The organism is Bradyrhizobium sp. 87 (assembly GCF_023073015.1).
Taxonomy (GTDB): domain Bacteria; phylum Pseudomonadota; class Alphaproteobacteria; order Rhizobiales; family Xanthobacteraceae; genus Bradyrhizobium; species Bradyrhizobium canariense_D.
In genome coordinates this window covers 330,535-343,426 of the sequence record NZ_JADPIQ010000022.1, presented here as the reverse complement: position 1 = coordinate 343,426, position 12,892 = coordinate 330,535, and the positions used below count along the sequence as shown (strand labels likewise).

Below are 12,892 nucleotides of genomic sequence, written 5' to 3'. Positions count from 1 at the left end.
CGGCATGACGGTTCTCTACAAGGCCAACATGGTTCGGGGCGCTGAATGGGCGGGCTTCTTCGCCGAGCGCGCGCCCGATGTGCCATTCCGGCTCTGGCCCGACATCGGCGATCCCGCCGACATCCGCTATCTCGTGGCGTGGGTGCCGCCCGACGACATCGCGACGACTTTCCCAAATCTCGAGCTGGTCTTCTCGGTCGGTGCGGGTGTCGATCAGTTCGACGCGAAAAAACTTCCAGCGCACATTCCGCTCGTTCGCATGCTGGAGCCTGGCATCGCCGAGACCATGGTCGAATACGTCACCATGGCGGTGCTCGCCCTGCATCGCGATCTCCTGCACTTCATCGCCCAGCAGAAGGCGCAGGTCTGGCGCGAGATCCGGATCACGCCGGCGAAGCGGCGGCGCGTCGGCGTGATGGGTCTCGGCCAACTCGGCCAGGCCGTGCTCGAACGCCTCACGGCTTTCGACTTTCCACTACTCGGCTGGAACCGATCGATGCGCGAGATCGACGGCGTCACCTGTTATACGGGCATGGGGACGTTGCCGGATTTCCTTGCGCAGACCGACATTCTCGTCTGCCTGTTGCCTCTGACGGATGAGACCCGCGGCATCCTCAATGCGGACTTGTTCGCGCGCCTGCCGCGCGGCGCGTCGCTCGTCAACGTCGGGCGTGGCCCGCATCTGGTCGAAGCCGACTTTCTCGCGGCGCTCGACAGCGGCGCGTTGTCGGGTGCTGTCCTCGATGTCGCCGAGCCGGAGCCGCTGTCTGCGGGTCACCCTTTCTGGAGCCATCCGCGCATCCTGGTCACGCCGCACAATGCCAGCATGACGACGCCGGATACGGCGGTCGATTTCGTGCTGGATGTGATTGCGCGCCACCGCCGCGGTGAAGAATTGCCGGGGCGTGTCGATCGTAGTCGCGGCTATTAGGACACTGGCATGAGCATGGGCGCAAGCGGAGCTGATCAAATCGCTGCCAACGCGCAGTCGCCGGTGCTGTCGGTTTCCGGCCTGACGACGTCCTTCCTGCGTGAGCGGCGATGGATTCCCGTCGTCTGCGACGTGTCGTTCGATATTGCCTCGCGGGAAACCGTGGCGATCGTCGGCGAGTCCGGTTCGGGCAAGAGCGTCACTGCGCTCTCGATCATGCGGCTCATTCCGAAGGAGAACGGCCGCGTCGAAGGCAGCGTCCGGCTTGCCGGTCGCGACCTGCTGACGCTGCCCGAAGCGAGCATGAAGGATGTTCGTGGCAACGAAATCGCCATGATCTTCCAGGAGCCAATGACGAGCCTCAATCCGGTGCTGACCATCGGCTTCCAGATTGCGGAAGCACTGATCCAGCACCGCGGCCTGTCGCGCGCGGCGGCGGAGGTCGAGACCATATGCCTGCTCGACCGCGTGCGGATACCTGCGGCGAAATCGCGCTTCCACGAGCATCCGCATCGCTTCTCCGGCGGCATGCGCCAGCGCGTCATGATCGCGATGGCGCTGGCCTGCAAGCCGAGGCTGCTGATCGCAGACGAGCCGACCACCGCGCTCGACGTCACGATCCAGGCCCAGATCCTGGAGCTTCTGAAGGAGCTTCAGCAGGAAGAGGAGATGTCGATCCTCTTCATCACCCACGACATGGGGGTGGTGGCCGAGATCGCGGACCGCACCGTGGTGATGTATGGCGGCCAGGCAGTGGAAACCGATGCGACCGCGCGCATCTTTGCTTCACCCTCGCATCCTTATACCCGCTCGCTGCTCGCGGCCGTGCCACGCCTCGGCTCGATGGACGGGCGGACGCGGCCGATGCGTTTTCCGACCGTCGACAAGGTGACGGGGACCTCTGACGAGCCGGCGGAGACGCCCGATACGGTCTCGATTGCCGAGCGACCGCTGCTCGAGGTCTCCAACCTCACGACGCGCTTTCCAATCCGCTCGGGCCTGTTCGGCAAGGTCTCGGGCCGCGTCCATGCGGTCGAGAACATCTCCTTCACCTTGCGCGCCGGGGAGACGCTGGCGCTGGTCGGCGAATCCGGCTGCGGCAAGTCGACGACGGGCCGCTCCATTCTCAAGCTGACGGAGCCGGACAGCGGCACCGTTCTGGTGGACGGGCAGGATGTGCTGGCGATGAATGCCCGCACCTTGCGTGACTTTCGCAAGCAGATGCAGATCGTGTTCCAGGATCCGTTCGCGAGCCTCAACCCGCGCATGTCGGTGGGAACGGCGATTGCGGCCCCATTGCTCGCCAACGGGCTCGTCACGGCGTCGCAGGCACGGGAGAAGGTCGCCGACCTGCTTGTCCGCGTTGGTCTCACCGCCGACATGGCCGCGCGCTTTCCGCACGAATTCTCCGGTGGCCAGCGCCAGCGCATCTGCATTGCCCGCGCGCTCGCGCTCGGACCGAAGCTGATCGTCGCGGACGAAGCGGTCTCGGCGCTCGACGTTTCGGTCAAGGCGCAGGTCGTCAATCTGATGCTGGACCTTCAGGCCAGCATGGGACTTGCCTATCTCTTCATTTCCCACGATATCGCGGTGGTCGAGCGCATGAGCCATCGCGTCGCGGTGATGTATCTCGGCGAGATCGTCGAAACCGGTCCACGCGCGGCCCTGTTCGGAAATCCGCAGCATCCCTATACGAAGAAGCTGATGGCGGCCGTGCCAGTGCCCGATCCAGCGCGCCGCGGCACCAGGCGCGAGGCCACGAATGACGAGATCAGAAGCCCGGTGCGCGCGCCCGATTACCAGCCGCCCGTGCGTCAATTTCGTGAGGTGTCGCCGGGCCATGTCGTCCAGCTCTGGGGCGAGGAATGGTCCAACTGACGTGCGCAGGCCGCAAATTATTTCCAAAATGCACGATGAAGTCGCCCCGCGATCTGCCGGGCAGGTCAACGGTGGTGTCCTTCGCGACGCCAGGCCGGTGACATCACGCTGAAATCACAATGAAATCATCGCGGCACGGCCCGGTGCGACGGCTGGCCGCGCCAGCTTCGTGTTATGCGCTGCAGCTGGACCGTCGGCCGGCGATCTCCGATAATGCGCGGATCTCGGGAAGGCCGGCGAAGACGTGCCTTTACGGATGGATTTACTAGAATGACACAAGCAGGCGTCTACGGGCAGAGGCTCGGGCAGGGCCTTCGCTCCAAGCAAGCACCGGTCCTGATCACGCGTTCGCTGCACAGCGCCGAGCTCGCGGTCACCGAAGTCCGCAACGACGATCCGACACCGGATATTTCCGGATCGCTGGCTGCGGAAGATGCCTATCTCCTCAGCCTGAAACTCCGCGACTATCCGGATTGCGAATGCTGGGAGGAGGGCCGCTGTGTCACCAAGGCGGATGTTCGCGCAGGTGCGACTTATCTGTACGACCTCAAGCGTGACCCGCGCTATGTGATCGACAAGCCGTTTCACTCGCTCTTCTTCTATTTGCCGCGCTCGGCGCTCAACAGCGTTGCCAGGCAACCGGGCGGGCCGCGCGTAGGCGAGCTCAGCTACGAGCCCGGTGTCGGTCATGACGACGAGGTCGTTCGACATGTCGGTGCCTCGTTGCGGCAAGGACTGTGTCGGCCCGACGAGACCAACCAGCTTTTCGTCGATCACATGATGCTCGCGCTCACCGCCCATGTCGCCCAGACCTATGGTGGGCTGAAGCCGGCCGCGGAACCGAGCCGCGGCGGTCTCGCGCCATGGCAGGTGAAGCGTGCGTGTGACCGGCTCGATTCCGATCTCTCGGGCAAGATCGCGCTGCAGCTGATCGCGACCGAGCTTGGCCTGTCAGTCAGCCACTTCTCACGCGCATTCCGGATCTCCACCGGCCTGCCGCCGCATCAATGGCTGCTTCAACAGCGCGTCAAGGCGGCCAAGCAACTGATGACAGTCCGCGACCTGCCGTTATCCGAGATTGCCATCTCGGCCGGATTTGCCAATCAGAGCCATTTCACGCGGGTGTTCTCGTCCATCGTCGGCGTCAGTCCGGGCGCATGGCGCCGAGAAACGGATGGTGGACGGGACAAGACTTGAAGTTACCGACGCTTCGCCAGCGAGATCGTGTAGGCCGTGCGGCGCGCCGCAAAAATCTCGTCCGGCGGATGGCCGATGCCGTCGGCAAGATTGGCTGGATTGAAGATGGAGCCGTCGCAGGCCGCGTTGGCTTCGAGGCTGGTGATGACGATCGTCCCCAGCCGCACCTGCTCACGGTTGTCCTCGTCCGGCCATCGCAGGGTCACGTCCATAGTGGGATCGCCGGGACGGTCGAGCAAGGCCATCACGTTGAATCGGACGTCGCCGGCTACGATCCTCCGCGCGAGATCGTCATGCAGGAAATCGGCCGACTTCGCCCTCGCTTCGTCCTCGCTCAAGGTGACGTCGCCGCCGACCGGCGAGACCTTGAACTTGATGAAGCGGGTCTCATCCTTCGCGTTCGTCGCGGGAAAGGAGTGCACGCCCCAATAGGTCGTGCCGGCAAAGCTGCCGGGCAGCCGGCGTGCCGCGACGTAATTCGCCTGGTTCAGTGTTTCAGGATTGGCTGCCGAAAAGGCCCGGACCTTCTCGATGTCAGGCTTGCCGTCCGCACCCGGAATGCGCGCCTCGAGGAAGGCGAGCATCTGGTCGAGCGTCCGTGCAAAATGCACCGGAGCGGTTTCCGTCAGGATGTCCGAGCGATGGGCGTCGTCGCCCAGCCTGAAGCTGAAGCCGCGCAGCACGAGGTTGTTGGTGTCGGTCACCCCGGGATTGCCGCCGCCGACGGAGAAGCGCGCCAGCACGCGCGACGGTTTTGTGAAGCTCAGCGATCGCGTAATCTCTGCCGCGCGGTCGGACGGGGCATAGGTCCCGCGCACACATCGACCCTTGGCGAAGCTCGCGCGCACCTTCGGCGGATTGCCTGCGACCGCCTTCAATGCATCGACGACCGCGGCGGGTGTTGCAGCGGGGGTGGGAAGTTCGGACATGGCTTGGCCTCCGGCAAAAGCGGCATGTCCGTGTGTTAGGGCTGGCGGAGCGCCGGCGTCTTTCCTAAAGCCGCGCTGCCTTGTCCGATCCTGCTGATTGCTTGCTCGCGCTTCAGGAATTCACGTGCACGAAACACGGTATGAGGGGATAGATCTGATGTCGGCGAGACGCGGGACAACTTGTTTACTGATTCAGCTCCCGTGCTCCCGTGCTCCCGGGTCTCGCGACGATGCAGACTTGTCCTCCGGAAATTGTGATCGGATAGAGCGACGGGGAACCGCGTTATGTGAACCGTCTCATATTTCATCACTCTCTTTCGAGCTATCACTCCCGCAAGAAATTGCCGCACCCGGACCTAACTGACCGACACGGGTGAGATGCAATGCCTGCGTAGCCGCGTGCTCGCAGCTTTGGATTGGCTCTCGTCTTGCTCACGAGCAAGCCAGCCCCATCACTCAGCACAGATTTTTCAGAAATTGGAATCAAGGCAATCGCAATACGCGTCCACGAGGCTGCCTCTATTCGGGGTCGGCCGGTAGGCCGCTACTTACCTAAGAAGGAGACCCCCAATGAAAATTAGTGATGCAGTTTCCAGCGCATTTTCCCTAACGAGGGGCTCCGGCAATCTTCGGATCGCTCGTTCCGGTCTGATCAGGTCGGCCCATCTTCTTGAAAGAATTGGGCTCGCAGCCGTTGGGGCCTCCTGTGGCCTCTATGTGGGTGCGACCCTGTTGCGTGAGAAAGGCGGACTGTTTGAAAGCGGCTGGATCGTGCTGATAACGATGCTCTATGGAGCTCTCAGCTATTATGTCGGAATTGATTTGTCTCGCAGTGTCGCGCGGAAGTCGATCTCGAGCAACTCGGAAGAGTGGAATGGTTCCGAGCCGGCTGAGATCATGAGTGCGGCTGGAACGTTCGGCGCCGCGATTGCCGCAACTCTGTCCGTCAGCATCCTTGTCCTTGATCAAAACCCAGCCAATGGCCTGATAACCTTTGTTGCCGGCTGTTGGGTGGTTGGTTCCTCGCTCCAAGTTGCGGCGGGCATGATGGCTCGCAACTACGAAGCGCGCATGGACAAGCAATGAAGGAATTGTCCTCACGCAAGAACGTCTGCTTGGCGTCATGACGAGTGCACAAGCCGCAGTGTTGGATTCGATTTCAGGTCCGGAGTGAGTAGTGACCACTCATCGCAACCTCTGTCGTCCAACGCTGCGGGAAGACGATTTTTGGTAGCGCAGTCGTTCGCATCGGGCGGCGACCCGGCTTGGAAGCCGTGTCGGTACTGAGTAACCTAAATTATCGCACAACAAACAAGACGTGCCATCATGGCGGTGTTGGGATATCGTCCCCGCGCCGTGGTCCAAAATCCTGCTAACCGCCAACCACACGATCGGTGGAGCCAATGCAGATTGCGGAGTGGCTCGAGAAACTGGGGCTTGGGCAATACGCAGAGCGTTTTGCCCAGAATGGAATCGACGTGGGCGTCCTCCCCGAACTGATGGACGAGGACTTTGAAAAGCTCGGAGTCCTGCTAGGCCATCGCCGCAAAATGCTGCGTGCTATTGCCGACCTCGATCCAGCCGCGTTGATCGCATCGCCGACCCCTCCTCAGGACGCCGAGCGGCGCCACCTCACCGTTATGTTTTGCGATCTGGTCGGCTCGACCGCGCTCTCGGCGCGTCTCGATCCCGAGGATATGTGGGAAGTGATCCGGGCCTACCGCGCCGCCTGCGCGAGCGTCATTGCCGCTTATGACGGCAGGATAGCCAGGTTCGTTGGCGACGGAATACTCGTCTATTTCGGCTATCCTCGCGCGCATGAGGATGATGCGGAGCGCGCAGTACGAGCTGCCCTCGACACTATCTCCGCAATTGGGCAGCTCAAAACGGGCGCCGACGAACGGGTTGAACTGCGCATCGCAATTGCGACAGGGCTTGTGGTGGTCGGTGACCTCATCAGTGGAGATGCATCAGAGGAGCAGGCAACCGTCGGCGACACACCAAACCTCGCCGCTCGGCTCCAGAGCCTGGCGGAACCGGGCGCGGTCGTCGTTGCTTCGTCGACGCGCCGGCTGCTTGGTGATCTCTTCACGTTTCGCAATCTCGGCCGCCGTGAGGTCAAGGGGATAGCCGAACCAATCGCAGTCTGGGCGGTGGAGGGGGCGATCGCATCCGAGAGTCGCTTCGAGGCGGTCCGCGCGGTACGCTCGATCGGTTTTGTCGGCCGCAGGGACGAGATCGAGTTCACTCTCTCGCGCCAGCGGCTGGCATGGCAGGGGCAGGGCCAGATGGTATTGATTTCTGGCGAAGCGGGCATCGGCAAGTCGCGCATTGTCGCAACCCTGTCCGAAAGCCCCTCGTTGGGGGCGCACCGCCGGGTGCGATATCAGTGTTCGCCCTACCATACCAACAGTGTGCTCCATCCCTTTGTCGCGCAGCTCGAGCGCGCCGCCGGCATCCGGTCGCACGACACGCCTGGGCAAAAGCTCGACAAGCTCGAGGCAATGCTGTCGCTTGGAACACAGCAGGTCGCCCAAGCGACACCGCTCATTGCGGCTCTCCTTTCGATTCCCACCGGCGACCATTGTCCGCCGCTGGCTTTGAGCCCGGCGCAGCAGCGGCGACAGACATTTGCCGCCCTTCTGGATCAGCTTGAGGGGTTGGCGCGAGAGCAACCCCTGCTGATTATCTGCGAGGATATGCATTGGGCCGATGCCACGACACTTGAACTGTTCGATCTCGCGGTCGATCGTATCAGAGGACTGCCGATACTCGTGCTCATGACATCCCGGCCAGAGTTCGAGCCCTCCTGGTCGGGCCTTGCCAACGTCAGTCTGTTGCGGCTCGACCGACTCGATCGGCGGGACTCGCGCGCGCTGGTCGAACAGGTGGCCGTTGGTCGCCAGCTGCCACGCGAGATGATGAAGCAGATCATCGATAGGACGGATGGCATCCCACTATTCGTCGAGGAATTGACCAAGATGGTGCTGGAGTCCGGGCTACTCCTCGAAGATGCCGGGCGCTATCGTCTCGATAATCCGCTCCCGCCGCTCGCTATTCCCGCGACGCTGCAGGATTCGCTGATGGCGCGGCTTGACCGGCTGGCCCCCGTCAAGGAGTTAGCGCAGATAGGCGCCGCCATCGGTCGCGACTTTTCATACGCGCTGCTGAGATATGTGGCGGGACGCGATGATCTGACGCTGAGCGCTGCGCTAGCGCAACTCGAAGAGGCCGAACTGCTGGTGCGTCGCGGGGCTCCGCCCGAAGCAAACTATAGTTTCAAGCACGCCCTCGTTCAGGAAGCGGCCTACGAGAGCCTGCTCAAGAGCAAACGGCAGGTGCTTCACAAGCGCATCGGCGATGTCCTGCGCGAGAAGTTTCCAGTCGTCGCCGAGACTGAGCCGGAAGTTCTGGCACACCACTTCACTGAGGCGGGGCTGAACGAGGTCGCCCTCGAATGGTGGCGCAAGGCGGGCCTGCAGGCGCTGAAACGCTCCGCTTATTCCGAGGCGATTGCACATCTCGGCAAGGCGATTGCCATCGCCGATGACCTGCCCGATGAGCACGACCGGATGATGGGTAGGCTACATCTTCAAATCGCATATGGCCGTGCATTACGGGGCAGCCTCGGGCACAGCGCTCCCGAAACGGTCGCCGCATGGACGCGCGCCCGACAGTTCGCAGCCGACATCAATGATCCGGTTGAACTTGCGCCGGTCCATTCGGGTCTCTTCAATGCCTGCCTGACACACGGCGAACTCGCGCCGATGCAGGCGCTGGTGGATGCCATCGTGAACGCCGCTGACCGGCGACCGGCCTCACCGGTGGCCGCCGTCGTTGCACATTGGACGGGCGGGGTTACCTGCTGGTTCGGGGGCGACTACTTGAACGCGAGATTACATCTTGAGAAGGCACTAGAGATCTATGGTGACGAGCCGGATCCCGCGACGTTCAGGGGCTCGGCGCTGGATCTCCCATTCGTGATCATGAGGTTTCTTGCCCTGGTGCTTTGGCCCCTTGGCAGGATCGCCCGCGCACGCCGCCTCGCCGCGGAAGCGATAAGGGCTTCCGGAGAAAAACGGGCGCTTTCTCAGGCCAATGCGCTTGTTCATCGAGCTGTGTTCGACGGACTATGCGGGGGCATGTTGCAGCAAACAGAGACGATCCTGGCGCTTGGTCTCGCTCGCGACCACACGATGCCGCTGTATGTGGCCGCCGGCACTTACCTGAATGGCCTGGCCAAGTGGCGCGCTGGCGACGGAATGGCCGGGCTAACGGAAATGCGTCGCGGCTGGACCTTGCTGCACGAGAATGACTGCTACCTCTGTGAGCCGTTTTGGGGGATGCATGTCGCCATGGCGGATGCAGAGTCGGGCCAACTCGAAAACGGGCTGGAAATCTTGAGCGGATTGATCGCATGGGCGGGGCAATCCGGTCAGCATTGGCTTGATGCCGAGCTGCATCGCGTCTACGGGGAGCTTTTGTTGCGTCATGATCCTTCGGACCTAGCCAGGGCCGAAACTGCGCTAAGCCGAGCGCTTGAAATCGCACGGCACCAACGGGTGAAGACTTTCGAGCTGCGCAGCGCCATTGGACTTGCACGCCTGCATAAGACAAATGGCGGAGCGGGCGCGGTATCCGAGGTGCTCGCTCCCGTGCTCGCTGAATTCGATGCGGAGCGCAATCTTCCCGAAGTCGTTGAAGCCAGAGAGCTGCTCAAGCAAGTGCATTAGGCACGTGCGGTTTGTTTAGCTAGCCGTTTGGTCAGGAGAGACGTCTCGATCCTGACCCATCTCCGGTCGCCTCACTGCAATTGCGCGTTGAGGTTCGCACGTGACGTACGGGCCAGGGGCTGACGGGTTACGAATTCACGTGCACGAAATCCCGCAAGAGCGGGTAGATCTCGTTGTTCCAGCGTTTGCCCGAGAACACGCCGTAATGGCCGACGCCGGCCTGCATGTGGTGGACGCGGCGGTAGGCGCGTACGCCGGTGCAGAGGTCTTGCGCGGCCAGCGTCTGGCCGATCGAGCAGATGTCGTCCTTCTCGCCCTCGACCGTCATCAGCCCCATGCGGCTGACGGCCTTGGTGTTCACCGGACGTCCCCGATGCATCAGCTTGCCCTGGGGCAGAAGATGCTCCTGGAACACGTCTCGCACGGTCTCGATGTAGAATTCCGCGGGCAGGTCCATCACGGCGAAATATTCGTCGTAGAAGGTCTTGATGCTGGCCGCCTTCTCCTTCTCGCCCTTGGCGATGTGATCGGCGAGATCGATGTGCTGCTTGATATGGCGCTCGAGATTCATCGAGACGAAGGCGGTGAGCTGCACGAAGCCGGGATAGACTTTCCGCAGGGCGCCGCGGCACTGCATCGGCACGTAGTTGATCAGGTTCTGCTCGAACCAGTCGATTGGCCTGCTCTTGGCGAATTCGTTGACCCTCGTCGGCTGGATGCGCGTGTCGATCGGGCCGGCCATCAGCGTCAGCGTCGCCGGCCGCGAAGGATGGTTGCCCTCGCACATGATCGCGGCGGCCGCGAGTGCGGAGACCGAGGGCTGGCAGATCGCGACCATATGCGGGCGGGGGCCTAATTGGCCGAGGAAGTCGATGAGATGCTCGGTGTAGTCGTCGAGCCCGAAACGGCCCTCGCTGCGGGGAATGTCGCGTGGATTGTGCCAGTCGGTGATGTAGACGTCGTGATCCTGCAGCAGCGTCTTCACGGTGCCGCGCAGCAGCGTCGAAAAATGGCCGGACATCGGCGCCACCAGGAGCATGCGCGGCTGCTCGCCCACGCCTTCCTTCTTGAAACGCAGCAGCGAGCCGAACGGGGTCGCGTAAGCGATCTCCTCGGTTACGGCGACCTCGCGATTGCCGACCATGACGCTGTCGATGCCGTAGGCGGGGCGGTGATAGGTGAGGGTGGAGCGGGAGATCAACTCCAGCGCGGCCGACAGCCGGCCGACGACCTGATCCGATAAGCCCTGCGGCACCAGATTGAGGAATTTGAGTGCGGACGAAGCCCCCGACCGCCACGGCGCCGTCAGGTCCATATGGTTCTGAAAGGCCTGATAATACATCGACATCATACTGAAACGCCCACCTGTCCCCGTGCTGCTATGCAATATCGGAGCCAAACCGGAGATGGGCCGTCCTCAAGATTGGCACGTCGCTTGCTGCTCTTTTGGCGGGAAGCACAGGCGGTGCGCACTCCCGCAGTCCAGGCGGGTGCAAGTCTTAGGCGTGAGGGAAGGCCATATGGCGAAGGCGACACTGACCATCAGCAGCAAGAACTATTCGTCCTGGTCGCTGCGTGGCTGGCTGCTGACGAAATTTTCCGGGCTCGATTTCGATGAGATCGTCACCGCGCCGGACGACGCGTCGGCGCGTGCCGAAATCCTGCTATTGTCGTCGTCGATCCTGGTGCCGTGCCTGCGGCACGACGGCGCGATCGTCTGGGATACGCTGGCGATCGCCGAATATCTCAACGAGGCGATGCCGGATGCCGGGCTGCTGCCCGCGGATCGCGTTCAGCGCGCGCATTGCCGCTCGATCTGCGGCGAAATCCATTCCGGCTTCACCACCTTGCGCGCCTCGCTGCCGGTCAATCTGAAGGGGCACTTCCCCGGCTTCAAGATCTGGTCGCGCGCGCAGGCCGACATCGATCGCGTCTGGGCGATCTGGCGCGACTGCCTGGACAAATCGGGCGGCCCCTTCCTGTTCGGCGAGACCCGCACCATGGCTGACGCGATGTACGCCCCGGTGGTGACGCGCTTCGTGACCTATAACGTCAAGCTCGAGCCACAGCTGCAAGCCTATGCCGATACCATCATCGCCATGCCGGAGATGAAGGAATGGATCGCGGCGGCACGGGATGAGCCGGCCGAGATCGAGGAGCTCGAGGTCGAATATTAGGCAGGCCGGGTGCCATCTGCCTGTTTTGGGAGCGAGCATCCAACCGCCGCACCCCGCGGTCATGTCATTGAAGGCGTTAACGTTTGACGCCCGTGGTGGGCTGAGCCCGCTCACGCGCTGTGCAGATATTGTATGCGCGCGCTGGCCGGTTGCGACATCTAGCCGTGAACAGGCGCGTACGGGGCGCTACGGCTGATTCGGACGTGATTCGTTCGGGCCGCGTTCCGAAGGTTAAAGCCGGGACGCGGCCCCGTTGCATTTTGAGACAGAAATCAGTGCTCAGGCCACGCCCGAATGCTTCATGCGCGGGACGCGCCAGCCGATGACGGTTGCTTCAACTGCGACGCCGGCCGCGTGGTTCTGCCAGCGTCCCTCGATATAGCGGCAGGCGAACGGCAGCTGATACGTTCCGCTGTGGTCCTCGCACAGCACTTCGACTGCAAGGCCGGGCGGCGGTTCTCCGGCGCCGTCGAATTCCGCCAGTCGTCTGTCGCGCGTTGCCATCAAAAAACTCCCTTAAACAAAGCCGCGGAAAGAGTGCCCATTTCCTCCGCGTGCAGATCATCGCTCCCCGTGCGAGGGAACAGCCGCAAGCTCAACGCGAGAATGCGGTGCGAGTGTGGTAGCCTCGACAGGCTGCGTGCAAAAAGCGCACATTGCCGTGATTGATTTGACAAGGAACCTGTATGCTGCTTCGAAGCGCCGTCGTTTGTTTCGCGATGTTGCTGCTCGCTACGCTGGCGATTGTGCCGGTCCGCGCGCAGGACGTGCCCGGTATCGAGATCTGCACCGTCGAGAAGACCATGGAGCGCCGCACCAGCTGCCTCCAGAGCAACGTCGACTTCCTCCAGAAGACGATCACCAAGTTCAACCTCGATCACCAGCAGAAGCTGGACGCCGCGGCTCGCCAGATCGATGCGTTGAAGACGACCGTGGCCGGCTTGCAGAAGATGCTCGGCGATCTCCAGGCCGCGCAGGCGAAGACCGCGGAGGATGTGAAGAAGAAACAGGATGCGCCGCCGCCGAAGGATGCGGCGAAATAGGCGC

General features: G+C 62.5%; 10 protein-coding genes. 7 read left to right on the top strand and 3 right to left on the bottom strand.

The features are described 5' to 3' along the window. Nucleotides 1-4 precede the first annotated feature (4 nt). From IVB50_RS06175 to IVB50_RS06165, 3 genes are all read left to right on the top strand, one after another. Nucleotides 5-931 carry a glyoxylate/hydroxypyruvate reductase A gene (locus tag IVB50_RS06175; protein WP_204512117.1) on the top strand — a complete coding sequence of 309 codons (927 nt, stop codon included), beginning with the start codon at nt 5-7 and terminating at the stop codon, nt 929-931. A gap of 9 nt (nt 932-940) precedes the next feature. Further along, nucleotides 941-2,809, top strand: coding sequence for an ABC transporter ATP-binding protein (locus IVB50_RS06170; protein ID WP_204512116.1), 1,869 nt, complete (start codon nt 941-943; stop codon nt 2,807-2,809). A gap of 270 nt (nt 2,810-3,079) precedes the next feature. Continuing rightward, nucleotides 3,080-4,006: an AraC family transcriptional regulator gene (locus IVB50_RS06165; protein ID WP_085385352.1), complete on the top strand. Its 927-nt coding sequence runs from the start codon at nt 3,080-3,082 to the stop codon at nt 4,004-4,006. Between the two features lie 2 nt (nt 4,007-4,008). Here the strand turns inward: IVB50_RS06165 and IVB50_RS06160 are convergent, their stop codons facing one another. Then, nucleotides 4,009-4,935 (bottom strand): catalase family peroxidase, encoded by a 927-nt coding sequence (locus tag IVB50_RS06160; RefSeq protein WP_085361470.1) that lies wholly within the window; start codon nt 4,933-4,935, stop codon nt 4,009-4,011. A gap of 570 nt (nt 4,936-5,505) precedes the next feature. Here IVB50_RS06160 and IVB50_RS06155 point away from each other — a divergent pair. Continuing rightward, nucleotides 5,506-6,021 (top strand): hypothetical protein, encoded by a 516-nt coding sequence (locus tag IVB50_RS06155; RefSeq protein ID WP_204512115.1) that lies wholly within the window; start codon nt 5,506-5,508, stop codon nt 6,019-6,021. 317 nt (nt 6,022-6,338) lie between these two features. Further along, nucleotides 6,339-9,668: an adenylate/guanylate cyclase domain-containing protein gene (locus tag IVB50_RS06150; RefSeq protein ID WP_247294985.1), complete on the top strand. Its 3,330-nt coding sequence runs from the start codon at nt 6,339-6,341 to the stop codon at nt 9,666-9,668. A 127-nt stretch (nt 9,669-9,795) separates the two neighbouring features. Here IVB50_RS06150 and phaZ read toward each other — a convergent pair whose 3' ends face one another. Then, a complete protein-coding gene (gene phaZ / locus IVB50_RS06145) occupies nt 9,796-11,019 on the bottom strand; it encodes a polyhydroxyalkanoate depolymerase (protein WP_018454111.1) in 1,224 nt (407 codons plus the stop codon). 169 nt (nt 11,020-11,188) lie between these two features. Between phaZ and IVB50_RS06140 the strand changes: the two genes are divergently transcribed. Beyond that, the gene (locus IVB50_RS06140) at nt 11,189-11,845 is read left to right on the top strand and encodes a glutathione S-transferase family protein (protein WP_085395676.1); all 657 of its coding nucleotides are present in this window, start codon (nt 11,189-11,191) and stop codon (nt 11,843-11,845) included. 279 nt (nt 11,846-12,124) lie between these two features. Here IVB50_RS06140 and IVB50_RS06135 read toward each other — a convergent pair whose 3' ends face one another. Next, nucleotides 12,125-12,349: a hypothetical protein gene (locus tag IVB50_RS06135; protein WP_018454113.1), complete on the bottom strand. Its 225-nt coding sequence runs from the start codon at nt 12,347-12,349 to the stop codon at nt 12,125-12,127. 182 nt (nt 12,350-12,531) lie between these two features. Between IVB50_RS06135 and IVB50_RS06130 the strand changes: the two genes are divergently transcribed. Then, complete coding sequence (locus IVB50_RS06130) at nt 12,532-12,888, top strand: hypothetical protein (protein ID WP_085395675.1); 357 nt, start codon at nt 12,532-12,534, stop codon at nt 12,886-12,888. Nucleotides 12,889-12,892: the final 4 nt, after the last annotated feature.

Excerpts from the sequence above, each read along its gene's own strand:
- IVB50_RS06130 (WP_085395675.1), top strand. The coding sequence starts at position 12,532 with ATGCTGCTTCGAAGCGCCGTCGTTTGTTTCGCGATGTTGCTGCTCGCT.
- IVB50_RS06135 (WP_018454113.1), bottom strand. The coding sequence starts at position 12,349 with ATGGCAACGCGCGACAGACGACTGGCGGAATTCGACGGCGCCGGAGAA.
- IVB50_RS06160 (WP_085361470.1), bottom strand. The coding sequence starts at position 4,935 with ATGTCCGAACTTCCCACCCCCGCTGCAACACCCGCCGCGGTCGTCGAT.
- IVB50_RS06170 (WP_204512116.1), top strand. The coding sequence starts at position 941 with ATGAGCATGGGCGCAAGCGGAGCTGATCAAATCGCTGCCAACGCGCAG.
- IVB50_RS06140 (WP_085395676.1), top strand. The coding sequence starts at position 11,189 with ATGGCGAAGGCGACACTGACCATCAGCAGCAAGAACTATTCGTCCTGG.
- phaZ (WP_018454111.1), bottom strand. The coding sequence starts at position 11,019 with ATGATGTCGATGTATTATCAGGCCTTTCAGAACCATATGGACCTGACG.
- IVB50_RS06155 (WP_204512115.1), top strand. The coding sequence starts at position 5,506 with ATGAAAATTAGTGATGCAGTTTCCAGCGCATTTTCCCTAACGAGGGGC.
- IVB50_RS06165 (WP_085385352.1), top strand. The coding sequence starts at position 3,080 with ATGACACAAGCAGGCGTCTACGGGCAGAGGCTCGGGCAGGGCCTTCGC.
- IVB50_RS06175 (WP_204512117.1), top strand. The coding sequence starts at position 5 with ATGACGGTTCTCTACAAGGCCAACATGGTTCGGGGCGCTGAATGGGCG.
- IVB50_RS06150 (WP_247294985.1), top strand. The coding sequence starts at position 6,339 with ATGCAGATTGCGGAGTGGCTCGAGAAACTGGGGCTTGGGCAATACGCA.